Raw genomic sequence first — 24,997 nt, 5'->3', positions numbered from 1 at the left:
CTGCCAAGGACCGAGAACCAGGACGCAATGACCCAGCCCGACTCGACGACCCGCGAAGAGGTCGAGCGCCTGCGCGCCGAACTCGACGATGCCAACTACCGCTACTACGTCCTCGACGACCCTCGCCTGACCGATGCCGACTACGATCGCCGGCTGCGCCGCCTGCAGGAACTCGAGGCCGACCATCCCGAACTCGCCAGCCCCGATTCGCCCACCCAGCGGGTCGGCGCGCCCCCGGAGGCCGGCTTCCCCGAGGTGGAGCATGCGGTGCCCATGCTCTCGCTGGACAACGCCTTCGACGAGGCCGAGCTCGAGGCCTTCGTCCAGCGCGTGGCCGAGCGCCTGGAGCGCGACGGCGAGGCGATCGCCTTCTGCTGCGAGCCCAAGCTCGATGGCGCCGCGGTGTCGCTGGTCTACGAGAACGGGCGACTGGCCAGCGGTGCCACCCGCGGCGACGGGCGCACCGGCGAGGGGATCACCTCCAACCTGCGCACCCTGCGTTCGGTGCCGCTCAGGCTGCGCGGCGAGGCCCCGCCCGACCTGCTCGAGGTGCGCGGCGAGGTGATCATGAGCCACGCCGGCTTCGAGGCGATGAACGAGCAGGCCCGGGCGGAGGAGACCAAGGTCTTCGCCAACCCGCGCAACGCCGCCGCCGGCAGCCTGCGCCAGCTCGACCCGAAGGTCACCGCGAGCCGGCCGCTGGAGTTCACCGCCTACCAGGTGGCCCGCGTCGAGCCCGACCCCGGCGACGCCACTCACAGTGCCCTGATGGCCCACCTGGGCGACTTCGGCCTGCGCACCAGCGCTCGCCTCGAGGTGGTTCAGGGCGCCGCGGGGGTGATCGACTACTGCCGGCGGCTGGGCGAGGCCCGCGACCGCCTCGGCTACGACATCGACGGCGTGGTGATCAAGGTCGACGACCTGCGCCTGCAGCGCGAGCTGGGCTTCGTCGCCCGGGCGCCGCGCTGGGCCATCGCCTTCAAGTTTCCCGCCCAGGAGCAGGTCACCCGGCTCAACGACGTCGAGTTCCAGGTCGGCCGCACCGGCGCCATCACCCCGGTGGCCCGCCTCGAGCCGGTCTCGGTGGCCGGAGTCACCGTCGCCAACGCCACCCTGCACAATGCCGACGAGATCGTCCGCCTCGGGGTGAGGATCGGCGACAGCGTGGCCATCCGCCGCGCCGGGGATGTCATCCCCCAGGTGGTGCGGGTGGTCGAGGCGGCAGCGGAGGCCGAGGCCCGGGAGATCACCTTCCCGTCGCGCTGCCCGGCCTGCGGCTCGCAGATCGAGCGCCTCAAGGGCGAGGCGGTGGCGCGCTGCTCGGGCGGGCTCTACTGCCCGGCCCAGCGCAAGGAGGCGCTGAAGCACTTCGCCTCGCGCCGCGCCCTGGATATCGACGGCCTGGGCGAGAAGCTGATCGAGGCGCTGGTGGAGCGGGAATGGGTCACCACCCCGGCGGACCTCTTCCGCCTCGACGCCGAGCGGCTCGCCACGCTGCCGCGCATGGGTCAGAAGTCCTCCGAGAACCTGGTGGCGGCGCTGGAGAAGGCCAAGGCGACGACCCTGCCGCGCTTCATCTACGCCCTGGGTATCCGTGAGGTGGGTGAGGCCACCGCGGCCAACCTGGCGCGCCACTTCGGCACCCTGGAGGCGCTGATGGCGGCCGATATCGAGGCGCTGGAGGCGGTGGAGGACGTGGGGCCGGTGGTGGCCGCTCATGTGCACACCTTCTTCCGCCAGCCCCACAACCGCGAGTCCCTCGACGACCTGCTCGCCTGTGGCCTGCGCTGGGAGGAGGAGGCGGTGGCCGAGCGCCCCCAGCCCCTGGCGGGGCAGACCTGGGTGCTCACCGGTACCCTGGAGAGCATGACCCGCGACCAGGGCAAGGCGCGCCTCCAGGCGCTGGGGGCCAAGGTGGCCGGCAGCGTGTCGAAGAAGACCGCCGGCCTGGTGGCCGGCGAGGCCGCCGGCAGCAAGCTCGAGAAGGCGATGCAGCTGGGGGTGCCGGTGCTGGACGAGGCGGCCTTCCTGGCGCGCCTGGCCGCCTGGGAGGCCGGCGAATCCGCAGAGGACGCGTCACGGGGGGATCGGGCATGAATGGCGATCGCTTCATCGAGGTGCCCTACCGCATGCTCCCGGGCGAGACCCTGGAGGCGCTGCTCGAGGCCTTCGTCACCCGCCAGGGCTACGACACCACCGATACCGGCGAGGGGATGCGCGGCTGGGTCGCCGAGCTCAGGCGCCAGCTCGAGCACGGTGAGCTGATCATCGCCCACGACCTCAGGACCGAGAGCACCGAGGTGATGACCCTGGCGCAGTGGCGCGCCTTCGGCCGCGACCTGGCCGACGACGAGGAAGAGGGGTAAGGCGCAGGCGCTGCCATGTGCGGTGCCCGACGCCTCCGCCGAGGCTATTTCCCCTGGATCAGGTCGCGGATCAGCCGCCGCCCCGGGTGCAGGTGGTCCACCAGCGGCTGCTCCAGGGGCAGCGGCTCTTCGCAGATCCGCGAGGCGAGCAGCTCCGCGCACAGCGGCGCGCTGGCCATGCCGCGCGAGCCATGGGCGGCGCTGATCCATAGTCCGTCGTGGTGGGCGCCCGGGATGTCGGGGATGCGGGTGGCGTCCCTGGCCAGCACGGCGTAGCTCGCCCGCCAGGCGTCGGCGTCGGGCACCGGGCCCGCGTAGGGGCTCTTGTCGGGGCTCGCCGCGCGTATCCCCACCACCCCGGTGAGCGCCGCCGGGGAGAGGTCGGCGCCGGCCTCGCGCAGGGCCGCCACGAAGCGCGGCAGGCCACGCTCGAGCTCGGCGAGGTTGGCGGCGTGGTCCGCCTCGCGCTCGGCGGTGTCGGTGTCGCCGGGGCCGAAGGTGGCGCCGAAGTTGAGCACCCCGTCGGCGGCCGGCGGCACATAGCCGCCGGCGCACACCACCCGCTGGAGCGCGGGCGCCCCGGGCGGCAGGCGCAGCTGGCTGAGCTGCCCGCGCACCGGCTGCAGCGGCAGGGGCGCGGTCTCGGCGAAGCGCCCCGCCTCGGTGGCGGTGGCGACCACCACCTGGTCGGCGAGCTCGGCCTCCCCCTCGGCGAGGGTCAGCCGCCACCCCTCGCCGTCGCGTTCAAGGGACGTGACCTCACCCTGCCGGAAGCGGATCCCCGGTGTGCGCGCCAGCCGGGCGCACAGCGCCAGCGGCCTCACCCAGGCCGCCTCGGGGTACTCCAGCGCCGGCGCCTCCACCGCCACGCCGGCAGCATCCCCGACCGCCTCGGCGTCGAGCCCGCGCACCACCGCCTCGGGCAGCGGGTGGTTGGCCAGGAAGCGTGCCTGGCGGCGCTGCTCCTTCTCGCCCAGCGCCAGCTGCAGCACGCCACAGCGCCGCCACACCCGTTCCTCGGGGTCGAGGCGGGCGAGCCAGCGGCGGCTGTGGAGGAGCCCGGCCAGGTAGACGCGGCTCTGGCGGTTGGTATCGGCGGCGAGCTTGACGTAGAGGGCGCCCTGCAGGGGGAGCTCGGCCAGCTCGGCGCGGTCGAGGCGGTCGATCAGCGTCACCTCGACCCCGCGGCGGGCCAGGGCGGCGGCGGTGCTGGCCCCGGCGATACCAGCGCCGATCACCGCCACCCGCCGCGGCGGCCGGGGGGACGGTGGGGTGAACCAGGGGGTGTCATGGCGGCGAGACTGCGCCGGTGGCGCCGCGATCTCGCCGCAGAGCATCTCGCGCTTGCGCCCGAAGCCCGGCGCCTTGCGCCAGGCGAAGCCGGCCGCCGCAAGGCCGCGCTTGACCACCCCGGCGCAGGTGAAGGTGGCGAAGGTGGCGCCGGGGCGGGAGCGTGCCGCCATGGCGGCGAACAGCTCGGGCCGCCACATCTCGGGGTTCTTGGCCGGTGCGAAGCCGTCCAGGAACCAGGCGTCGACCTGGCCCTCGAGCAGCGCCAGGCGCTCGGCGGCGTCGCCCAGGTGCAGGTCCAGGGTGACTCGGTCGTCCAGCCACAGGCGGTGGACCCCGGCCACCGGCCGGGGCCACTGCGCGATCAGTACGCCGGCGCGCTCGGCCAGGTCGGGCCAGGCACGCAGCGCCCGGGCCAGGTCCTCGCGGGTGAGGGGAAACTTCTCGGTGGAGACCAGGTGGAGGCGCGCCCCGGGCGGGGCATGGGCAGCGAAGCAGGCCCAGGCGCACAGCAGGTTGAGCCCGGTGCCGCAGCCGGTCTCGCCGATCACGAAGGGACGGGCCTCCCGCCAGGCGGCGAAGCGCTCGGCCAGGCGGTTGCCGGCCAGGAAGACATGCTCGGTCTCGGCGCGGCCGTCGTGGCGAGAGAAGTAGACATCGTCGAAGGCGGCCGAGTGCGGCACGGCCTCGCCACCGGCGTCGTCCCGCCAGTCGAGGCGGGCGGTCTCCAGGGCGGCGAGGGGCGGCAGGCCATCGGGGGCGGCAGTCACGGGGGCTCCGGGCGCTGGTCAGGATGTGATCGATGGGGCCGCGGCGGCAGGGGCCGGGGGCTTCCGGCAGGCATCCGCGGCGTTTCAACAGCGTTATCCACAGCCGCTGTGCAAAACCGGCTGTGGAGAAACGCGGTGGGTCAGGGGAGGACCTTCTTGAAGGGCTTGACCGTCACCCGGGCGTAGACGCCGGCGATCATGTAGGGGTCGGCATCGGCCCAGGCCTGGGCCGCCTTCTGGCTGTCGAACTCGGCTACCACCAGGCTGCCGGAGAAGCCGGCCTCGCCCGGGTCCTCGCCATCGATGGCGGGGTGGGGGCCGGCCAGCACCAGGCGGCCCTCGTCGCGCAGCGCCTCGAGGCGGGCCAGGTGGTCGGGGCGCGCGGCCAGGCGACGCTCCAGGCTGTTGTTCACATCCTCGCTGATGATGGCGTAGAGCATGGGGGCTTCCTTCTGTGGGGCGGCTCGCGCCGCGGGCTCGGGCGCCATTGACCGGCACCGGTCTGGCGCGCACCATGAAGAGCCATTCTGACAAAGTCGCCGCCCGGCGTCATGCCAATGCCCCCGCTTCCCGACCGCTTCACGGGCGACCCCGGCCCGCTCACCATCGACCTGCACATGCACTCCACCGCCTCGGACGGCACCCTGTCGCCCGCCGAGCTGGTGGCGCTGTGCGCCGCGCGCGGCCTGACCCACATGGCGCTGACCGACCACGATACCGTCGACGGCGTGGCCGAGGCCGCCGCGGCCGCCGAGGCGCAGGGACTGGTGCTGATCGCCGGCTGCGAGCTCTCGACCCAGTGGCGCGGCCACAACATCCACGTGGTGGGACTGCTGCCGGCGGGCGCCCGGGGCACCCTGGTGGCGGGCCTGGCGGCCCAGGCCGAGGCGCGTACCCGGCGTGCCGAGACCATCGCCGCGCGCATGGAGAAGCTGGGCCTGCCCGACGCCCTGGCCCGGGCGCGGGAGCAGGCCGGCAGCGAGCGGCCGCTGGGCCGCCCCGACTTCGCCCGGGCGCTGGTGGCGGCGGGGCGGGTGCCCGACGTCGCCACCGCCTTCAACAAGTACCTGGGCGACGGCAAGCCCGGCGACGTCAAGATGCTGTGGCCGGGGATCCCCGAGGCGGTGGGCTGGATCCTGGATGCCGGCGGGGTAGCGGTGCTGGCCCATCCGCTGCGCCACGGCCTGACCCGACGCAAGCGCGGCCTGCTGCTGGACGACTTCGCCGCCGCCGGCGGCCAGGCCGCCGAGCTGGTCAGCGGCTTCCAGAATGCCGACGTGACCCGCGACCTGGCGCGCCAGCTCCAGGAGCGCTCGCTCTATGCCTCGCTGGGCAGCGACTTCCACTCCCCCGGCGGCCACCTGGCGCCGGGCAGCCTCGGCCCGGTACCGCGCACCGCCACGCCGCCGGTATGGACCCACCCGCGGCTGGCGCCGCGGTTCACCCAAGGAGCGTGACCATGAGCCAGTTCTTCCAGATCCACCCCGAGAATCCCCAGAAGCGCCTGATCGACCAGGCGATCCAGATCATCCGCTCGGGCGGGGTGGTGGCCTATCCCACCGACTCCGGCTATGCCCTGGGCTGCTCGCTGGGCGAGAAGAAGGCGATCGACAAGATCAAGTGGCTGCGCTCGCTCGACGACAAGCACAACTTCACCCTGGTCTGCTCCGACCTCTCCGAGATCGGCACCTACGCCAAGGTGGACAACGCCGTCTTCCGCCTGCTCAAGGCCCATACCCCGGGGCCCTACACCTTCATCCTCACCGCCACCACCGAGGTGCCGCGGTTGCTGCTGCACCCCAAGCGGCGCTCCATCGGCGTGCGCGTGCCCGACCACCGCATCACCCATGCCCTGCTCGAGGCGCTGGGTGAGCCGTTGATGAGCGTGACCCTGATCCCGGTGGGCGAGGAACTGCCGATGACCGACGGCGAGGAGATCCGCGAGCGCTTCGGCGCCCACCTCGACCTGATCATCGACGGCGGCGCCTGCCACCTGGAACCCACCAGCGTGGTGGACCTGCGCGAGCTGCCGCCGACGATCCTGCGCGAGGGCCGCGGCGACGTCGAGCCCTTCCGCGAGTAAGCCTCACTCCCGTGGCGGTCAGGCGTCGTTGCCCTGGCCGCCATGCTCCTCCCACCAGGCCGCCTGCTCCTCCTCGCTGAGCCGCGGGTCGGGGCTGTCTTCGTCGAGCCAGGTGCCGCACAGCAGGCAGTACTTGGCGCGCTGCTCGTGGCGGTCATGGCCGCAGCCCGGGCAGGCCTCGTCGGAGTAGCGGTCGGCACGGATCGAGCGGATCACCTCGGCGGAGAAGACCCCGGTGGGCACGGCGATGATCGAGTAGCCGATCAGCATCACCATCACCGAGATCGCCTGGCCCAGCGGGGTCACCGGCACGATGTCGCCGAAGCCCACCGTGGTCAGGGTGACGATGGCCCAGTAGATCGCCGTGGGGATGCTGGTGAAACCGGCCTCGGCGGGCTCGATCAGGTAGACGAGCGAGGCGAAGATCGAGACCAGCATGAAGACGGTGAACAGGAACAGGAAGATCTGGTGGCTGCTGCGCTTCAGCGCCCCGATCAGCAGCCGGCCCTCGCCGACGAACTCCATCAGCCGCAGCACCCGGAAGATGCGCAGGGTGCGCAGCAGGCGCACCATCACCAGGGTCTGGGCGCCGGGCAGGAGCAGCGCCAGCCAGGTGGGCAGGATGGCGATCAGGTCCACCATGCCGTAGAAGCTCCGCAGGTACTGCAGCGGCCGCTCCAGGCAGTAGAGGCGTACTGCCAGCTCCAGGGTGAAGAGGAGGGTGAAGCCCCATTCGAGCCAGAAGAACAGGGTGCCGTAGTCGGCGCGCAGGCTCTCGATGCTCTCCAGCATCACCACCAGCACGCTGGCGAGAATCGCCACGATCAGGGCGATGTCGAAGCCCTTGGCCAGCGGGGTGTCGGACTCGAAGATGATCTGGAAGACCCGGGTGCGCAGGCCTTCGGCGGCGGGCTTGGGGAGGTGGTTCACGGCGGCATCCTTGTGGTGGGGCGATCAGGCCAGCGGCGAGGCGCCGGAAAGGCGTCGTGACAGGCGCAGCAGCGTGCGGCCCAGGGCCGGCGTCGGCGTCCCCTCGTCGGCCAGCGCCGCCGCGAGGGTGCGGGCGTCGTCGCGGGTCTCGGCGTCGCCCAGGGCGGCCAGGCGCTGGAAGGCCTCCCGGGCCGCCTCGCGAAGGCGTGGCTCGCCGGTATCGGCGTGGGCGTCCAGCGCCACCACCGCACGGTGCAGCCAGGCCGTGGCCGAGTGCCCCTCGGGCAGGCGCCATTCGCCGGCGAGCAGGGCCCCGCCGCGGGCCGCCTTGCTGGTGTCCGAGGCACGCAGCGCCACGCGCTCGGCCAGCGCCTCGGCCAGCGACCACAGGGCGGCCGGCTCGCCCGCCTTGAGCTCCAGCTCCAGCTCACGGATCGCCACCCGCCGCCCGGCGGCGAGGATCGCCCCCTCGTCCAGTGCCAGCTCGATACGCGCTCCCCGGTGCTCGAGGGTCCAGGCCTCGCGGCGGAAGTCGGTGGTGAAGCGCGCCTCCAGGCGCTCCAGCACCCCCTCGCCGAGCGCCGCCGGCGGCAGCCCCTCAAGCCCCGCGAGGTCGAGGCCGGGGCCCGGCACCTCCCACTCCCACTCGCCGCGTCGCGACAGCCCACCGCCGCCCTCGCCGCGGGTCTTCACCGTCTGCAGCAGGCGCCCGTCGAGGCGTCTCAGCCGCAGCGCCATGCGTGCCGCCTCGAGCGCACCGTCGGGGGTGTCGTAGTAGGTGTTGCCGAGCTCGGCGACCGTCGGGGGGAGGGCCCGGAGCAGCGGATGGCCCCTCAGGGCGGCAGGCCCCTCGGGCCCCAGGGCGAGCTTGAGTTCGATCTCCTGGCTCATGGCGCGGCGTCCTCGTGTTGGTGACACTTAAGTGAATTTTTCATGACGATAGCAGCCTTGGTCACTATACTGACGCCGCCATTTTCCAGGTTCCGAGATGCCCCATGGTGACATCCAACCCCTTCTCCGCGATGTTCGGTCGCTCGCCATTCCAGCCGCTGCTGGCCCATATCGTCAAGACGAGCGAGTGTGCCGACCAGCTGCTGCCCTTCTTCGAGGCCACCCTCGAGGGCGACTGGGAGGCGGCGGCGACCCACCGTGAGACGGTCACCCGCCTCGAGCACGATGCCGACGAGCTCAAGACCGAGCTGCGCCTCAACCTCCCCAACACCCTCTTCCTGCCGGTGTCGCGCTCCGACCTGCTCGACCTGATCAGCGTACAGGACAAGATCGCCAACAAGGTGCGCGACATCACCGGCATCATGCTCGGCCGCCGCATGCAGGTGCCCGAGGAGCTGGCCCAGCCGATGCGCGACTACATGCGCACCGCGGTGGCCTGCGTGGCCCAGGCGCGCCATGCCCTCGAGGAGCTCAAGGACCTGCTCGAATCGGGCTTCGGCCGCAACGTCAGCGACGTGATGCAGAAGCTGATCCGCGAGCTGCATCGCCTGGAGCAGCAGGCCGATGACCAGCAGATCGCCATCCGCCGCCAGCTGTTCGGCCTCGAGGATCGCCTGCCGCCGGTGGACGTGATGTTCCTCTACAAGATCATCGACTGGGTGGGCGAGCTCTCCGACCGCGCCGAGCGCGTCGGCAGCCGCCTGCAGATCATGACGGCCAACTGAACACCACGGCCCCGGCGATCCCGGGGCCGAAACGTTACGCCATCTCACGACCGCAACGAGGGGACACATCCTCATGTCGATCATTGCGCAGCACGGCGAGATCTTCATCATCCTGGCCTGCCTCTTCGGCTTCTTCATGGCCTGGGGTGTGGGTGCCAACGACGTGGCCAATGCCATGGGTACCTCGGTGGGCTCTCGCGCCATCACCATCAAGCAGGCGATCCTTATCGCCGTGATCTTCGAGTTCCTCGGCGCCTGGCTCGCCGGGGGGGAGGTCACCAATACCATCCGCAAGGGGATCATCGATCCCGAGCTGCTCCAGGGGGACCCCCAGCTGCTGGTCTACGGCATGCTGGCGGCGCTGCTGGCGGCGGCCACCTGGCTGCTGATCGCCTCCATGAAGGGCTGGCCGGTCTCCACCACCCACTCCATCGTCGGCGCCATCGTCGGCTTCTCGGTGGCGGGCCTGGGGGCCGCCTCGGTGGACTGGGGCTCGGTGATGACCATCGCCGCCAGCTGGGTGGTGTCGCCGGTGCTCTCAGGCACCATCGCCTTCACCCTGTTCAAGTCGGTGCAGCACCTGATCTTCGAGGCCCGGGACCCCTTCGCCGCCGCCAAGCGCTATGTGCCCATGTACGTCTTCCTGGTCGGCTTCGCGGTGACCATGGTGACCCTGACCAAGGGGCTCAAGCATGTCGGCCTCGACCTGAGCTTCGGCGCCAGCCTGCTGCTCTCCATCCTCGCCGGCGTCGCGGTGGCGGCGCTGGGCACGGTGATGGAGCGTCGGGTCCAGGCCAGCAGCCGTCAGACCGACCAGTTCGGCTTCTCGGGCGTGGAACGGGTGTTCGGCGTGCTGATGATCTTCACCGCCTGCGCCATGGCCTTCGCCCACGGCTCCAACGACGTGGCCAACGCGGTGGGCCCGCTGGCGGCGGTGATCAGCGTGGTGCAGACCGGCGGCGAGATCGAGTCCGCGGCCCTGGTGCCCTGGTGGGTGCTGGTGCTGGGCGGCGGCGGCATCGTCGTCGGCCTGGTCACCTACGGCCACAAGGTGATCGCCACCGTGGGTACCGGCATCACCGAGCTCACCCCCAGCCGTGGCTTCGCCGCCACCCTGGCCGCCGCGGTCACCGTGGTGCTGGCCTCGGGCACCGGCCTGCCCATCTCCACCACCCACACCCTGGTGGGCGCGGTGCTGGGCGTGGGCCTGGCGCGGGGCATGGCGGCGCTCAACCTGCGCGTGATCGGCACCATCGCCATGTCGTGGCTGATCACCCTGCCGGCCGGCGCGGCGCTGGCGATCCTGTTTTTCTTCATGTTCAAGGGCATGTTCGGCTGAAGGAAAACGATTTACTGCTGCGCTCGACATCCTGGCCGCCGGCGCTGCTCGCCGTCCTCATGTAGCGGGCTACACTCCGGCGGCTGCGCTGCGGCGGCGGCCAGCCTGACGTCGCTCGCGACGTAAATCGAGCTTCCTTCAGTGGGGAAATCTTGCTGATCGGCGGTACCACGGCAGTGGTGCCGCCGTTTTCGTTGCTCTGCTATAGTCGTGGCGCCCCAGCGCCTTTCGTTCACCCGCTGCCGGAGAGCGGCCCTTGGATACACGCTTCCCCTTCGTCGACTGGTTTCGCAACTCCTCGCCCTACATCAATGCCCATCGCGGACGCACCTTCGTCATCCTGATCGAGGGCGAGGCGATGGCCCGTGGGCGCGGCGAGCAGCTGATCCAGGACCTGGCGCTGCTGCACACCCTCGGCGTGCGGCTGGTGGTGGTGTTCGGCATCCGGCCCCAGGTGCAGCAGGCGCTGGAGGCGGCGGGGGTCTCCCCGGGGCAGCACCAGGGGCGCTGGGTCGCCGACGGCGAGGTGATGGCCTGCATCGAGCGGGTCGCCGCCCAGCAGCGGCTGTGGCTGGAGGCACGCTTCTCGCTGGGGCTGCCCAACACCCCCATGCATGGCGTCGAGCTCACCGCGGTCTCCGGCAACCTGGTGATGGCCAAGCCGCTGGGGGTGCGCGAGGGGGTCGACTTCGACCGCAGCGGCGAGGTGCGCCGGGTGCGTGCCACCGCCATCGAGGGTCTGCTGGAGAAGGGCTCGCTGGTGGTGCTGCCGCCGCTGGGCTTCTCCAGCACCGGCGAGGTGTTCGACCTGGATGCCTCCGACGTGGCCCAGCACGCCGCCATGGCGCTTTCCGCCGACAAGCTGATCCTGCTCGGCGAGGCCAGCGGCCTGTTCGACGCCAGCGGTCAGCTGCAGCGCCAGCTGACCCCGGACGAGGCCCTGCCGCTACTCGACCAGGCGCCCGCCGGCAGCGAGCTGGCCCGTCACCTGGGGGCCGCCTGCCGGGCGGCGCGCCATGGCGTGGCACGCACCCACCTGCTCAGCTGGCACGACCACGACGCCCTGCTGGGCGAGCTCTTCACCCGCGACGGCGTGGGCACCATGATCACCCGGCACCGCTACGAACAGCTGCGCCCGGCGGAGCTGCGTGATATCGGCGGCCTGCTCGAGCTGCTCGAGCCGCTGGAGCGGCGCGGCATGCTGGTGCCGCGCTCCCGGGAGCGCCTGGAGCACGAGATCGACGACTACGTGGTGATCGAGCGCGACGGCATGATCATCGGCTGTGCGGCCCTGCACCGCTTCGACGATGCCGCCATGGGCGAGCTGGCCTGCGTGGCGGTCCACGACGACTACCGCGGCGGCGCCCGGGGCGAGCTGCTGCTCGCCGAGATCGAGCGCCGGGCGCGGCGCCTGGGGCTGGTGGCGCTGTTCGCCCTGACCACCCACACCACCCACTGGTTCTTCGAGCACGGCTTCCGCCTGGCCGACCTCCAGGCGCTGCCGCCGCTGCGCCGCGACACCTACAACCACGCCCGCAAGTCCAAGGTGCTGGTCAAGGCACTGGGCTGAGAGCGGCGAGCTGTCGCCTGGCGACGCCACCCTGTGTGGCGGCGTCGCCGATAGGCGACGTCATAACCCTATGACATTAAAGGGGTTATTGCCCCGCCTCCATTCGGCGTTGCCATATGGCGACAGAAACGCCCCGATGTCCTGCCCCTTCTTCCCTCGAGATCGTCGTTCGCCTCCGCTGGATATTTTTATCTAACTGATATTTATACGAAATCCAGATTTTGGCACGCGGATCGCAATGTTCTGGGTGAGCAAACGGAAGCGGTTCATTACGGCTCGAGCCGCTTTCGATCGCCGAGGGGGCGGAACCACACTGCCCTGTGCCTCGCTCCCCCGGCGATCAGCGTCTGCTCCTAGCGATGTGTGACTTAGGTTGCGATGAGACGGGTACCGACACGCTCAGGGACGCGTACCCCAAGGGGCAAGGATGCCCTGGCATGGATGCCTCTCCCCCTCACGGGGGATCGAATCGCGCGGCGGCGCCCCAAGCGGGCGACGCCGCCACCGACGAAGCAGGGCGATGCGCCTGGCGCATCGGCCGCATGAGACGACCCGCCCCTGGTGGCACAGGGTGGCCTCATGGCTTCGAGGGCCCTCCCCGGCCCGCCTGGAAGGGAAGTCGCCGGACGGACCAGGCCGATCGGCGTCGACGTTTCCAGACCCTTCAGTTCCCTGCGTACTTGGGCCGGCTCTGCCGGCCCTTTTTTTCGACGCCGGTCCGGGCCGGGAGCGGAGGCCGGGGCCCCTTAGCAAACTCTGGTATCCTGAAGGTTCGACATGATGGCAGCCCCATCCACCGCCCCGCCCATCGGCCCGCTGCGAAGATCGCTGGACATGACCACCCGCGCCGTGCGCCGCTGGCGCCCCCGTTCCCTGTTGCAACTCGTGCTGATCGCGTTCTTGACCGTGATGTTGCCCCTGGCCGTGCTGATGTTCCAGGCCGCCCAGGCGCTCTCCGAGCTCTCACGGCTGGCCGACGTCAGTGCCCGCCAGGCGGTGGAGGAGACCCGTCGCGCCCGCACCCTGGGGGCCCTGGCCCTGGAGATGGAGCGCAGCGCCCGCCAGTACGCCGTGCTCGAGCAGCAGAGCCTGCTGGAGATCTACGCCGAGCGGCTGGCGGAGTATCGCGAGCTGCTGGCGCTGCAGCGCCGCCTGCTCCCCGATGACCCCGACGTGGCGGCGCTCTCGCGGCAGCTCGACGAGCTGGCGGAGCTGCCCGGGCTACCGCTGGAGGCGTTCGAGGCGCGGCTCGCCGACTTCCCGGTGTTCGCCCAGCGCACCGAGGCGATCCGCCAGGCCACCAACCGGCGCATCGACACCCGCATCGACTCGATCCGCGAGAGTGCCCAGGGCGTGCAGGGGCGGCTGTGGTGGCAGACCGGCGCCCTGGTCTCCGCCAGCCTGGTGCTGATGCTGCTCTTCTCGTGGCTGATCATCCGCCCGGTGCGCCAGCTGGAGCGGCGCATCCTGCGCATCGGCAGCGGCAGCCGCAGCGAGCCTCCGCGGCCCGTCCAGGGGCCGGCGGAGCTGGTCCAGCTGGATGAGCGCCTGCGCTGGCTGGCGTCGCGACTCGACGAGCTGGAGGCCGAGAAGCAGCAGTTCCTGCGCCACATGTCCCACGAGCTCAAGACCCCGCTGGCCAGCGTGCGCGAGGGCTCGGCATTGCTCGCCGACGGCGTGGCCGGCGAGCTCACCCCGCGCCAGCTCGAGATCCTCGAGCTGATCGACGGCAGCGGCCGCGAGCTGCAGCGGCTGATCGAGCAGCTGCTCGACTACAACCTGCTCCAGCACAGCCGCCGGGCGGAGATCGCCCGCCACGACCTGGCCACCCTGGTGCGGGAGGTGCTGGCCAAGCACCGCCTGGCGCTCTCCCACAAGGGGATGCGGGTCGAGTGCTTCGATGGGCCCGTGATGTGGGCCCTGGACCGCACCGCCACCATGCGCCTGCTGGACAACCTGGTCTCCAACGCGCTGGCCTATGGCGCCGATGGCGGCGAGCTGGTCATCCGTGCCCGGCGCCGCCGCGACCGCCTGGAGCTGGAGGTGGCCAACAGCGGCGAGCCCATCGCCGAGGCCGACCGCCCGCGGCTGTTCGAGGCCTTCTACCAGGGGCAGACCCGTCGCAAGGGGCCGCTCAAGGGCTCGGGGATCGGCCTCTCGGTGGCCGCCGACTGCGCGCGCCTCCAAGGCGGCGAGCTGGCGCTGGTGGATGACCCGCGCCTGGCGGTGTGCTTCCGGTTGACGCTGCCGGCCGCCACGCCGTCGCCGGCGCACGACAACAGTGAGTCCGCCCTGGAGGCGGACGCCCATGCAAGGAACTGATGCCATGACCCTTCGCCTTCGCCCCCTGCTGGTCTGCCTGGCGGCGACCTGGCTCGCCGGCTGCGAGGCGCTGCCTCGGATGCCCTTCGAGTTGCCCACCAACCGTTCGGCCGCCGAGGGTGCGGCCGGCGGCTGCCGTGCCGAACTGCCGGACTTCGTCGACGACCACTGCCTGCTGCCGGAGTGGGTGGCCTTCGGGCTGGCCTCCCAGCGCGGCGATCGCGCCTGGCGCGATGACGTACTGGGCCGCCTGGAGGGGTCGCTGCCGCAGCGGCGCCTCGCCCGGGCGGTGGCCCTCGCCTGGGGCAGCGAGTCCCAGTGGGAACGCGCCTCGGAGCTCTACAAGGCCGACCTCGCCACCGCGCCGGTCGCCCTGCAGCCGCTGCTGCGCTACTGGCTCAACGAGCTGGAGGGGCGGCGCGCCCGGGCCGCACGCCTGGCCGAGAGCCGCGCGGCGGTGGCCCGTCACGAGGCGCGCGAGGCCGAGCTGGCCGAGGAGAAGGCGGCGCTGGAGAAGAAGCTCGAGGCGCTCACCGCCATCGAGCGCAGCATCAACCTGCGACAGCAGTCCGAACCCTGAGGGAGGCCACTCCGTGAAGACCCTGTTCCCCCTGCAAGGCCGCGCCGACGCCACCCGCGTGGCGCCGGCCGGCGGCACCGGCCGACGGCAGGCGGCGCATATCCTGTTGGTGGATGACGACGTCAGCCTGCTCAAGCTGCTGGGCATGCGCCTGGAGAGCCGCGGCTACCGGGTGACCACCGCCGAGAGCGGCCGCGAGGCGCTGCGCGCCCTGGAGGTCAACCGCCCCGACCTGGTACTTACCGACCTGCGCATGGACGAGATGGACGGCCTGGCGCTGTTCCGCGAGGTACAGCGCGAGGTGCCGGGGCTGCCGGTGATCCTGCTCACCGCCCACGGCTCGATTCCCGATGCCGTCGCCGCCACCCGCGAGGGGGTGTTCAGCTTCCTCACCAAGCCGGTGGACCGCGACGAGCTGTTCGCCGCCATCGAGGAGGCGCTGGCCCAGACACCAGGGGTGGTGGCCGAGGGCGACGACGCCTGGCGCGCCGAGATCATCACCCACAGCCCCGAGATGGAGCGGTTGCTGGAGCAGGCGCGCATGGTCGCCGCCTCCGACGTCAGCGTGCTGGTCACCGGCCCCTCCGGCTCCGGCAAGGAGCTGATGGCGCGGGCCATCCACCGCGCCAGCCGCCGTGCCGACAAGCCCTTCGTGGCGCTCAACTGCGGTGCGCTGCCGGAGCAGCTGCTGGAGAGTGAGCTCTTCGGCCATGCCAAGGGCGCCTTCACCGGGGCAGTGAGCGAGCACCGCGGGCTCTTCCAGGCCGCCGACGGCGGCACCCTGTTCCTCGACGAGATCGGCGACATGCCGCTGCCGCTGCAGGTCAAGCTGCTGCGCGCCCTGCAGGAGCGCCAGATCCGCCCGCTGGGCTCCACCACCTCGGTGCCGGTGGACGTGCGGCTGATCTCCGCCACCCACCGCGACCTCGATCGCGCCATGGCCGAGGGGGAGTTCCGCGAGGACCTCTACTACCGCCTCAACGTGGTCAACCTGCGCCTGCCGCCGCTCCAGGAGCGCGCCGAGGACGTGCCGCTGCTGGCCAAGCACCTGGTGACCCAGGCTGCCGAGCGCCACAAGCCCTTCGTCAAGGGCTTCTCGCCGGAGGCGCTGAAGCTGCTCGCGGGCAGCGCCTGGCCGGGCAACGTGCGCCAGCTGGTCAACGTGGTGGAGCAGTGCGTGGCGCTGACCAGCACCGCCATCATCCCCGAGGCGCTGGTGGCCCAGGCGCTGGCCGCCGAGGAGCAGGCCCTGCCCACCTTCAACGACGCCCGGGCGGCCTTCGAGCGGCGCTACCTGATCAAGGTGCTCAAGCTCACCGAGGGCAACGTCACCCAGGCGGCGCGCATCGCCGGGCGCAACCGCACCGACTTCTACAAGCTGCTGGGGCGCCACGACCTGGAGCCCTCCGCCTTCAAGCCGGGTCGCTGACGCCCGCCCAACGCAAGACCCCTGCCGAAGGGCAGGGGTCGGAGGCGATGGCGAATGCCGGGTCGCTTACTTCTGCGGCAGCTTGGCGCGACGCAGGTAGGGGAAGACGGTCTCGAACTCGCCGTACTTCGCCTTGGCGTCCTCGTCGGAGACGCTGGTGGGGATGATCACGTCCTGGCCGACGGTCCAGTCCGCCGGGGTGGCGACGTTCTCGCCGTTGGCGGTCTGCAGGGCGTCCAGCGCGCGTAGTACCTCGGCGAAGTTGCGGCCGACGTTCATCGGGTAGGTCATGGAGAGCTTGAGCTGCTTGTCCGGGCCGATGATGAACACCGAGCGCACGGTGGCGCTGTCCGCCGGGGTGCGGCCGTCCGGCAGGTAGGCGTCGGCCGGCAGCATGTCGAACAGTTTGGCGACCTTGAGGTCCTCGTCGGCGATGATCGGGAAGCCGACGTCGCAGCTGGCGTAGCTGGCGATGTCCTGGATCCAGCCCTTGTGCTCCTCCACGCCATCTACCGAGACGCCGATCACCTTGGTGTTGCGCTTCTTCCACTCCTCGCCGAGCTTGGCCACCGCACCGAACTCGGTGGTGCACACCGGGGTGAAGTCCTTGGGGTGGGAGAACAGGATCGCCCACTGGCCGTCGAGCCACTCGTGGAAGCGGATGGGGCCCTGGCTGGTGTCGGCTTCGAAGTCCGGTACGACGTCGTTGATGCGCAGAGACATGGGGATACTCCCTGTTGCGTGGTGATGGGCCCTCGCCGGCGGCGGGGGCGGTTGAGACAGACGACGAAACGGCATCTGGCCGAGCGCGTCAAGATTCGTTGTGACTAAGCTTAGCGACTCCAGCATGGATAGGTTTTTATGGGATAACCATATTCCATAATCTATTGAGTCGATGAGGGCTCGTCCTGCGGTGTGTTGTCGCGCTCCAGCACCTCGAGGGTCAGGCGACCCTCGCCGAGGCGCGCGGCCAGCCGCTCGCCGGGGGCGGTGTCCGCCGCGCGGCGTACCACCCGGCCATCGCGGTCCTCGAGGATCGCATAGCCGCGGCCCAACACCGCCAGCGGGCTGACCGCCTGGAGTTCGCGTACCACCCCGGCCAGCCGCTCGCGATGCCGGGAGAGCTCCCGCGGCGCGGCGGTGGCCAGGCGTCGCCGCACCGCCTGCAGTCGCTGCTCGGCCTGGGCCAGCTGGCGCTCGGGCGGATGCGCCAGCAGGCGGCGGGCCAGCTGCGCCTGGCGACGGCGCTCCTCCGCCAGGCGTAGCCGCATGGCGCGCCGCAGCCGTCCTTGTTGCTGCGCGAGGGCCTGGCGCTGTCGCGCCAGCCCCTCGCCGGGGTGGCGCAGCCGGGCGCGCAGGTGGTCCAGCCGCTGGCCCTCGCCGTCCAGGCGGGCCTGGGTGGCGCGGCCCAGGCGCTCGCCCAGGGTCGCCAGGCGCCCGACGAGCTCGCGGCGGTCCGGCACCAGCCGCTCCGCGGCGGCGGAGGGGGTGGGCGCGCGGGCATCGGCGGCGAAGTCGGCCAGGGTGACGTCCACCTCATGGCCCACCGCCGACATCACCGGCAGTCGCGAATGGAAGATGGCCCGGGCCAGGTGCTCGTCGTTGAAGGCCCACAGGTCCTCCAGGCTGCCGCCGCCGCGGGTCAGCAGCACGGCGTCGCGGGCCGGGTCCAGCGCCGACTGGCGGTTGAGCAGGCCCAGCGCCGAGATCATCGCCGGCGCCGCCTCGCGCCCCTGCACCGGCACCGGGATCAGCGTCACCTGGGTCAGCGGCCAGCGCGCGGCGAGTACCGCCAGCACGTCGCGGATCGCCGCCCCGCTGGGCGAGGTGACCACCAGCAGGTGGCGCGGCGGGCAGGGTAGGGCACGGGCGTTGGCGAACACCCCCTCGGCGGAGAGCCGCGCCTTGAGGCGCTCGTAGGCCGCCAGCAGCTCGCCCACGCCGGCCGCCTGCACCGCATCAACGATCAGCTGGTAGTCGCCGCGGGGCTCGAAGATCGACAGCCGCCCGCGCACCTTGACCCGGTCGCCGTCGCGCATCGGCGCGCCCACGAAGCGCGCCCGCTGGCGGAACAGCGCGCCACGCAGCTGGGCGCTGTCATCCTTGAGGGTGAAGTAGACGTGGCCGGAGCTCGGCCGCGACACCCCCGAGAGCTCGCCCTCCACCCACACCTCGCCGAAGCGCCCCTCGAGGCACTGGCGGGCGTGGCGATTGAGCTCGCTGACGGAGAGCGGGGCGGCATCGGGCATGGCGGCGACTCGTCACTGGGCGATGAGCCCAGCCTAGCATGCGGCCGGCGCGAAGGGCTCGGGCGCGTGGCAAGAACGAAGGACGCGCTGCCCGTGACGAGTGGCGCCTCCACCCGTTATAATGGGGGATTAACTTCACCTCCCTCCTCCCACCAGCCCACTGGGTGTGCCGACTATGCTACGTATGGCCCAAGAAGCCCTGACGTTCGACGACGTCCTTCTCGTACCCGGCTACTCCGAGGTCCTGCCCAAGGACGTCAGCCTGCGGACTCGCCTGACCCGCGACCTTCACCTCAACATCCCGCTGCTCTCCGCGGCCATGGATACCGTGACCGAGGCGCGCCTGGCGATCGCCATGGCCCAGGAAGGGGGCATCGGCATCATCCACAAGAACATGACCATCGCCCACCAGGCCGCCGAGGTGCGCAAGGTCAAGAAGCACGAGAGCGTGATCGTCAAGGACCCGGTCACCGTGGGTCCCAAGGCCAAGCTCGAGGACCTGCTGGCCATGGCCGAGGAGCACGGCTTCTCCGGCTTCCCGGTGGTCGAGGGCGAGACCCTGGTGGGCATCGTCACCGAGCGTGACATGCGCTTCCAGCCCAACCACGGCGACAGTGTCGCCGACATCATGACCCCACGCGAGCGCCTGGTCACCGTGCCGGAGGGCACCGGCCTCGACGTGATAAAGGGCAAGATGCAGGAGCACCGGGTCGAGAAGATGTTGGTGGTGGACGACGCCTTCCGCCTGCGTGGCCTGGTCACCTTCCAGGACATCGAGAAGGCGCGCACCTTCCCCCATGCCGCCAAGGATGCCGACGGCCGCCTGCTGGCTGGCGCCGCCGTGGGCACCGGCCCCGAGACCCCGGACCGCGTCGCGGCCCTGGCCGAGGCCGGCGTGGACCTGATCATCGTCGATACCGCCCATGGCCACTCCAAGGGCGTGATCGACCGGGTGCGCTGGGTCAAGGAGCACTTCCCGCGTATCCAGGTGGTGGGCGGCAACATCGCCACCGCCGAGGCGGCGCGTGACCTCGCCGAGGCCGGCGCCGACGCCGTCAAGGTGGGCATCGGCCCCGGCTCCATCTGCACCACCCGGGTGGTGGCCGGTGTCGGCGTGCCGCAGATCACCGCGGTCTCCAACGTCGCCGCGGCGCTCGCCCCCTACGACGTCCCGCTGATCGCCGACGGCGGCGTGCGCTTCTCCGGCGACCTGGCCAAGGCGATCGCCGCCGGCGCCAGCGCGGTGATGGTGGGCGGCCTGCTGGCCGGCACCGAGGAGGCCCCCGGCGAGATCGAGCTCTACCAGGGCCGCACCTACAAGGCCTACCGCGGCATGGGCTCCATGGGCGCCATGTCCCAGAGCCAGGGCAGCGCCGACCGCTACTTTCAGGACAAGGACGCCGGCGCCGAGAAGCTGGTGCCGGAGGGCATCGAGGGCCGCGTGCCCTACAAGGGCATGATGGGCGCCATCGTCCACCAGCTGATGGGCGGCCTGCGCGCCTCCATGGGCTACACCGGCTGCCGCGACATCCAGGAGATGCGCACCAAGCCGCAGTTCGTGCAGATCACCGGGGCCGGCTTCAACGAGTCTCACGTGCATGACGTGCAGATCACCAAGGAAGCCCCCAACTACCGGGCGGGTTAAGGACCAGATTGATGACCGACATTCACGCCCACAAGATCCTGATCCTGGACTTCGGCTCCCAGTACACCCAGCTGATCGCCCGCCGCGTGCGCGAGATCGGCGTCTACTCCGAGATCCGTGCCTTCGACATCACCGAGGCCGAGATCCGCGAGTACGCCCCCAACGGCATCATCCTCGCCGGCGGCCCGGAGTCGGTCACCGAACTCGGCTCGCCGCGCGCCCCCCAGTGCGTGTTCGAGCTGGGCCTGCCGGTGCTGGGCATCTGCTACGGCATGCAGACCATGGCCGAGCAGCTCGGCGGCGCCGTGGAGGGCTCCCACGTCCGCGAGTTCGGCTACGCCCAGATCCGCCTCGACGAGGAGACCGCGCTGTTCAAGGACATCGCCGACCATGTCGACCATGAGACCGGCAAGAGCCTGCTGGACGTGTGGATGAGCCACGGCGACAAGGTGGCCCGCGTGCCCGACGCCTTCACCGTCACCGCCTCCACACCGAGCTGCCCTATCGCCGCCATGGCCTGGGAGGAGAAGCGCTTCTTCGGTGTGCAGTTCCACCCCGAGGTGACCCACACCCTGCAGGGCCAGCGCATCCTCGAGCACTTCGTGATCGACATCTGCCAGGCCGAGTGCAACTGGACCCCGGCCCAGATCATCGAGGACCAGATCGAGCGCGTTCGGGCCCAGGTGGGCGACCGCCACGTGCTGCTCGGCCTCTCCGGCGGCGTCGACTCCTCGGTGGTGGCGGCCCTGCTGCACAAGGCGATCGGCGACCAGCTCACCTGCGTCTTCGTCGACAACGGCCTGCTGCGCAAGGCCGAGGGTGACCAGGTGATGGAGACCTTCGCCCGCCACATGGGCGTGCGGGTGATCCGTGTCGACGCCGAGGATCAGTTCCTCTCGCGCCTCGAGGGCGAGTCCGACCCCGAGGCCAAGCGCAAGATCATCGGCAACACCTTCATCGACGTCTTCGACGCCGAGGCCGCCAAGATCGAGGGCGTGGACTTCCTGGCCCAGGGCACCATCTACCCGGACGTCATCGAGTCCGCCGCCGCCAAGACCGGCAAGGCGCATGTCATCAAGTCCCACCACAACGTTGGCGGCCTGCCCGAGACCATGAAGCTCAAGCTCGTCGAGCCGCTGCGCGAGCTGTTCAAGGACGAGGTGCGCAAGCTCGGCGTCGAGCTCGGCCTGCCCTACGACATGGTCTACCGTCACCCCTTCCCGGGGCCGGGCCTGGGCGTGCGCATCCTCGGCGAAGTGAAGAAGGAGTACGCTGACATCCTGCGCGAGGCCGACGCCATCTTCATCGAGGAGCTGCACAAGGCGGACTGGTACCACAAGACCAGCCAGGCCTTCGCCGTCTTCCTGCCGGTGCGCTCGGTGGGCGTGGTCGGCGACGCCCGCCGCTACGAGTGGGTCATCGCCCTGCGCGCCGTGGAGACCATCGACTTCATGACCGCCCGCTGGGCCCACCTGCCCTACGAGCTGCTGGAGACGGTCTCCAACCGCATCATCAACGAGCTCAGCGGCGTCTCCCGCGTGACCTACGACGTCAGCAGCAAGCCGCCCGCGACCATCGAGTGGGAGTGAGCCCGCTGTCTTGATGGCAACTTTCCGAACCCGCCCAAGTGGCGGGTTCGGCGTCTTTAGACTGGTGAGGGAGAGGGGCTTTCGCGACCCGCGGCGTTCGGGGCACCATGACCGTAAGACCGTTGCCTGGATACCGCCATGATCAAGCTCCACCACTGTATCAGCGCACGCTCCTTCCGCCCCCTGTGGCTGCTGGAGGAGCTGGGGCTGCCCTATGAGCTGGTGATGCATCCCTTCCCGCCGCGGGTGCATGACGAGGCCTTTCTCGAGCTCAACCCGCTGGGCACCGTGCCGGCGCTGTTCGACGGCGAGGTGGTGATGACCGAGTCCGCGGCCATCTGCCAGTACCTGGCGTCACGGCTGCCCGAGGCGGGGCTGGAGGTGGCGCCGGACGAGCCCGCTTATGGCGACTACCTCAATTTCCTGCACTTCGGCGAGGCGACCCTCACCTTCCCCCAGACCCTGGTGCTGCGCTACGGCCACTTCGAGCCGCCGGAGCGGCGCCAGCCCCAGGTGGTGGAAGACTATGCCCGCTGGTGCCTGTCGCGCCTGCGCACCCTGGCGCCGCGCCTCGAGCGCGAGCCCTTCCTGTGCGCGGGGCGCTTCACCGCCGCCGATGTTTCGGTGGGGTATGCGCTGCTGCTGGCCAGCCATGTGGGGCTCGCCGAGCGCTTCAAGCCCCCGGTGGCCGCCTACTGGGAGCGCCTGCAGCGGCGTCCGGCCTTCCGCCGCGCCCTGGGCGTGGAGCGGGAGGCGGCCTTGGCCCAGGGGGTCTCGCCCGAACCCGCCATGGAGATGGGCAAGGCATGCTGAGTCCCACCACCTGCCCTTGCGGCAGCGGGCGGCCGCTGGCCGACTGCTGCGGTCGCTACCACGGCGGAGAGCCGGCGCCGACCCCGGAGGCGCTGATGCGCTCGCGCTACAGTGCCTTCGCGCTGCAGCTGACCGACTACCTGCTCTCGACCTGGCACCCCAGCACCCGGCCGTCGATGCTTGAGCGGGACGCGACGACGACCTGGAAGCGCCTCGAGATCCTCGACAGTGGCGAGGCGGGCGAGAGCGGCTGGGTCCACTTCCGTGCCACCTTCCGCGAGGGGCGACGCTGGGCGGTACTCGAGGAGCGCTCGCGCTTCGTGCGCGAGGCGGGGCGCTGGACCTACCTGGACGGCACCCCGGTGCTAGAGCGCCTCAAGCCCGGCCGCAATGCGCCCTGCCCCTGCGGCAGCGGGCGCAAGTTCAAGGCCTGCTGCGGCCTCTCCTAGGGCTTGGGCGACGAGTCCGACGCGGCGACTCAGCCCGCCTGGCGCACGGGGACCCGGCTCAGGTGATTGTTCTCGTCGGCCACGGTCTGCAGCAGCCGGCAGAGCGTTTCCTGCTCCTCCTCGTCGAGGGGGGCGAGCAGCGCCTCCTGTACCTCGGCCACGGCGGGCTCGGCGGCGTGGCGTAGCCGGCGGCCCTCCGCGGTCAGGCTCACCAGCATCGAGCGGCGATCCTCGGGGTTGCGGTCGCGGCTCACCAGGCCGCGCTCCTCAAGCTTGCGCACCACCACGGCCACGGTGTTGCGGTCCAGCGCGGTGTGCCCGCCCAGGGTGATCTGGTCGATCGCCCCCTTCTCCTCCAGGGCGCAGAGGATGATGTACTGCAGCTGGGTCAGCTCGAAGGCCTCGCACTTGCGCAGGAAGATCGCGACGCTGATCTGGTGGCAGCGCCGCAGCAGGTTGCCGGGCAGGGCGCTGGCCGTCGAGAGGGCGCCATCCCGGGGCTCGCGAGACGGCGCTGCATGGGGGGCGGGTGTCTGCATGGGGGCTGCCGGTTGCTGGCGCGCCGGGGCCGCTATGGGAAGGGCCCCGGCGCTTCGGGTGGATCGTCAGGACGTATTCTACCATCCCGGGGCGGTGCCTAGCGGAAGACGCTGACCAGCCCTGGGCTGAAGATGGTGGCCAGGATCACCAGGCAAGCCGCCAGCACGAAGGGGAAGATCCACTTGGTGATGCGCGGCAGGCTGACGTTGCTGATGGCGGAGGCGACGTAGAGACCAGCCCCCACCGGCGGGGTCAGCAGCCCCAGGCTCAGGGTCATGCAGGTGACGATGCCGAAGTGGATGGGGTCGATGCCGTAGCTCTGCTGGGCCACCGGCAGCAGGATGGGCACCAGGATGATCAGCGCGGCGATGCCGTCGAGCACCATGCCCACCAGGATCAGCATCACGAACACCAGCAGCATGAAGACCACCGGGCTTTCGGTGGTGCCCTGCATCAGCCCGGCCACCTGCTGGGGGATCTGGTTGTAGACCAGCACCCAGCTGAAGGCCTTGGCGGCGGCGATCAGGAACAGCACGATGGCGGTGTTGCGTGCCGTCCTGGCCAGCACGCCGGGGAACTGGCCCCAGCGCAGCTCGCGGAAGAACAGCCCGCCGAGTATCAGCGCCATCAGCGTCGCCACGGCGGCGGACTCGGTCGGGGTCACCACGCCGAAGGCGATGCCGCCGACGATCACCAGCGGGATGCTCAGGGTGAGCAGGGCGCCGCGTGTCGCGCCCCACAGCGGGATGCGCCGTTTCTCGGCGCCGCCGCTGCGGTGGGCGCGCCTGGCCACCAGGGCGATCAGGCCGCTGATCAGCAGGAAGAGCACCAGCCCCGGGATGATGCCGCCCATGAACATGGCGCCGATCGAGACCTGGGCGATGACGCCGTAGATGATGAAGACCATCGACGGCGGGATGATCGGGCCGAGCAGGCCGGCCCCCGCGGTGAGGGCGGCGGCGAAGCCCTTGTCGTAGCCGTCGCGCTCCATCTCCGGGGTCATCACCCGGCTCATGATGGCGATCTGCGCGGTGGCGGAACCCATGATCGAGGCGAGCATCAGATTCGAGGTCAGCGAGACGTAGGCGATGCTGTGGGGCACCCAGGCGAACCAGGCGCGCGCGGCGGTGATGATGCGCCGGGTGATGCCCCCCTCGTTCATGATCTCGCCGAGCAGGATGAAGAGCGGGATCGCCAGCAGGTCGAAGACCTCCAGCGAGCCGAAGATCACCTGGGGCAGGTTCTCCAGCAGGCGGAAGTTGCCCGAGGCGATGATGAAGGTGAAGGTGGCGCCCAGCAGCACGAAGGCGATGGGCATGCCGAGCAGCATGAGCAGCAGGAAGGCGGCGAGCGTCAT

22 protein-coding genes are annotated in these 24,997 nt (G+C 71.0%); 14 read left to right on the top strand and 8 right to left on the bottom strand.

Annotation, left to right across the window (positions count from 1 at the left end; all coding sequences use genetic code 11):
- Positions 1–27: 27 nt before the first annotated feature.
- Both ligA and BLP95_RS02805 read left to right on the top strand, forming a co-directional pair.
- Positions 28–2,097, top strand: coding sequence for an NAD-dependent DNA ligase LigA (gene ligA, locus BLP95_RS02810; RefSeq protein WP_089676933.1), 2,070 nt, complete (start codon positions 28–30; stop codon positions 2,095–2,097).
- Complete coding sequence (locus tag BLP95_RS02805; protein WP_089676932.1) at positions 2,094–2,366, top strand: YheU family protein; 273 nt, start codon at positions 2,094–2,096, stop codon at positions 2,364–2,366. Before ligA ends, BLP95_RS02805 begins: the two co-directional genes overlap by 4 nt.
- A 44-nt stretch (positions 2,367–2,410) precedes the next feature.
- On the opposite strand, the gene mnmC is transcribed toward BLP95_RS02805, so the two are convergent.
- Positions 2,411–4,426, bottom strand: coding sequence for a bifunctional tRNA (5-methylaminomethyl-2-thiouridine)(34)-methyltransferase MnmC2/FAD-dependent 5-carboxymethylaminomethyl-2-thiouridine(34) oxidoreductase MnmC1 (mnmC, locus tag BLP95_RS02800; RefSeq protein WP_089676931.1), 2,016 nt, complete (start codon positions 4,424–4,426; stop codon positions 2,411–2,413).
- Positions 4,427–4,566: 140 nt separating this feature from the next.
- On the bottom strand, positions 4,567–4,866 hold the full coding sequence (locus BLP95_RS02795) for a YciI family protein (RefSeq protein ID WP_089676930.1): 300 nt from the start codon (positions 4,864–4,866) through the stop codon (positions 4,567–4,569).
- A gap of 111 nt (positions 4,867–4,977) precedes the next feature.
- On the opposite strand from BLP95_RS02795, the gene BLP95_RS02790 reads away from it, so the two are divergent.
- Both BLP95_RS02790 and BLP95_RS02785 read left to right on the top strand, forming a co-directional pair.
- A complete protein-coding gene (locus tag BLP95_RS02790; RefSeq protein ID WP_089676929.1) occupies positions 4,978–5,883 on the top strand; it encodes a PHP domain-containing protein in 906 nt (301 codons plus the stop codon).
- A 2-nt stretch (positions 5,884–5,885) separates the two neighbouring features.
- On the top strand, positions 5,886–6,509 hold the full coding sequence (locus BLP95_RS02785; RefSeq protein ID WP_089676928.1) for an L-threonylcarbamoyladenylate synthase: 624 nt from the start codon (positions 5,886–5,888) through the stop codon (positions 6,507–6,509).
- A gap of 18 nt (positions 6,510–6,527) precedes the next feature.
- Here the strand turns inward: BLP95_RS02785 and BLP95_RS02780 are convergent, their stop codons facing one another.
- Entirely contained in the window at positions 6,528–7,439 is a 912-nt protein-coding gene (locus BLP95_RS02780) for an ion transporter (protein ID WP_089676927.1), read from the bottom strand.
- 24 nt (positions 7,440–7,463) lie between these two features.
- Positions 7,464–8,330, bottom strand: a complete 867-nt coding sequence (locus tag BLP95_RS02775) for a CYTH domain-containing protein (protein ID WP_089676926.1) — start codon at positions 8,328–8,330, stop codon at positions 7,464–7,466.
- A 104-nt stretch (positions 8,331–8,434) separates the two neighbouring features.
- Between BLP95_RS02775 and BLP95_RS02770 the strand changes: the two genes are divergently transcribed.
- The 6 genes from BLP95_RS02770 to BLP95_RS02745 all read left to right on the top strand — a co-directional run bounded on the left by BLP95_RS02770 (position 8,435) and on the right by BLP95_RS02745 (position 16,355).
- Positions 8,435–9,115, top strand: a complete 681-nt coding sequence (locus BLP95_RS02770) for a TIGR00153 family protein (RefSeq protein ID WP_089676925.1) — start codon at positions 8,435–8,437, stop codon at positions 9,113–9,115.
- Between the two features lie 73 nt (positions 9,116–9,188).
- The gene (locus tag BLP95_RS02765; RefSeq protein WP_089676924.1) at positions 9,189–10,454 is read left to right on the top strand and encodes an inorganic phosphate transporter; all 1,266 of its coding nucleotides are present in this window, start codon (positions 9,189–9,191) and stop codon (positions 10,452–10,454) included.
- A gap of 256 nt (positions 10,455–10,710) precedes the next feature.
- A complete protein-coding gene (argA, locus tag BLP95_RS02760) occupies positions 10,711–12,024 on the top strand; it encodes an amino-acid N-acetyltransferase (protein WP_089676923.1) in 1,314 nt (437 codons plus the stop codon).
- 834 nt (positions 12,025–12,858) lie between these two features.
- Positions 12,859–14,346, top strand: coding sequence for a sensor histidine kinase (locus tag BLP95_RS02755; RefSeq protein ID WP_089676922.1), 1,488 nt, complete (start codon positions 12,859–12,861; stop codon positions 14,344–14,346).
- 4 nt (positions 14,347–14,350) lie between these two features.
- A complete protein-coding gene (locus BLP95_RS02750) occupies positions 14,351–14,926 on the top strand; it encodes a hypothetical protein (RefSeq protein ID WP_089676921.1) in 576 nt (191 codons plus the stop codon).
- A gap of 145 nt (positions 14,927–15,071) precedes the next feature.
- Positions 15,072–16,355 (top strand): sigma 54-interacting transcriptional regulator, encoded by a 1,284-nt coding sequence (locus BLP95_RS02745; protein ID WP_245678682.1) that lies wholly within the window; start codon positions 15,072–15,074, stop codon positions 16,353–16,355.
- A gap of 66 nt (positions 16,356–16,421) precedes the next feature.
- Here BLP95_RS02745 and BLP95_RS02740 read toward each other — a convergent pair whose 3' ends face one another.
- Together BLP95_RS02740 and xseA are read right to left on the bottom strand one after the other, a co-directional pair.
- Positions 16,422–17,078 (bottom strand): peroxiredoxin, encoded by a 657-nt coding sequence (locus BLP95_RS02740; RefSeq protein ID WP_089676920.1) that lies wholly within the window; start codon positions 17,076–17,078, stop codon positions 16,422–16,424.
- Between the two features lie 161 nt (positions 17,079–17,239).
- A complete protein-coding gene (gene xseA, locus BLP95_RS02735; RefSeq protein WP_089676919.1) occupies positions 17,240–18,604 on the bottom strand; it encodes an exodeoxyribonuclease VII large subunit in 1,365 nt (454 codons plus the stop codon).
- Positions 18,605–18,779: 175 nt separating this feature from the next.
- Here xseA and guaB point away from each other — a divergent pair, with 175 nt between their 5' ends.
- The 4 genes from guaB (at position 18,780) to BLP95_RS02715 (ending at position 23,100) form a co-directional block, all read left to right on the top strand.
- A complete protein-coding gene (guaB, locus tag BLP95_RS02730) occupies positions 18,780–20,249 on the top strand; it encodes an IMP dehydrogenase (RefSeq protein WP_031218839.1) in 1,470 nt (489 codons plus the stop codon).
- Positions 20,250–20,260: 11 nt separating this feature from the next.
- On the top strand, positions 20,261–21,838 hold the full coding sequence (guaA, locus tag BLP95_RS02725) for a glutamine-hydrolyzing GMP synthase (RefSeq protein ID WP_089676918.1): 1,578 nt from the start codon (positions 20,261–20,263) through the stop codon (positions 21,836–21,838).
- A gap of 138 nt (positions 21,839–21,976) precedes the next feature.
- Positions 21,977–22,651: a glutathione S-transferase family protein gene (locus BLP95_RS02720; RefSeq protein ID WP_089676917.1), complete on the top strand. Its 675-nt coding sequence runs from the start codon at positions 21,977–21,979 to the stop codon at positions 22,649–22,651.
- Positions 22,645–23,100, top strand: coding sequence for a YchJ family protein (locus tag BLP95_RS02715; RefSeq protein WP_089676916.1), 456 nt, complete (start codon positions 22,645–22,647; stop codon positions 23,098–23,100). The genes BLP95_RS02720 and BLP95_RS02715 overlap by 7 nt, the downstream gene beginning before the upstream one ends.
- A gap of 29 nt (positions 23,101–23,129) precedes the next feature.
- On the opposite strand, the gene BLP95_RS02710 is transcribed toward BLP95_RS02715, so the two are convergent.
- Together BLP95_RS02710 and BLP95_RS02705 are read right to left on the bottom strand one after the other, a co-directional pair.
- A complete protein-coding gene (locus BLP95_RS02710; protein ID WP_089676915.1) occupies positions 23,130–23,639 on the bottom strand; it encodes a MarR family winged helix-turn-helix transcriptional regulator in 510 nt (169 codons plus the stop codon).
- Between the two features lie 98 nt (positions 23,640–23,737).
- Positions 23,738–24,997, bottom strand: a complete 1,260-nt coding sequence (locus BLP95_RS02705; protein WP_089676914.1) for a TRAP transporter large permease — start codon at positions 24,995–24,997, stop codon at positions 23,738–23,740.

Origin of the sequence: Halomonas shengliensis (genome assembly GCF_900104135.1) — a bacterium.
GTDB classification, from domain to species: Bacteria; Pseudomonadota; Gammaproteobacteria; order Pseudomonadales; family Halomonadaceae; genus Halomonas; species Halomonas shengliensis.
The sequence above is the reverse complement of the archived record's forward strand: the minus strand, read 5'-3'. Positions and strand labels throughout refer to the sequence as shown.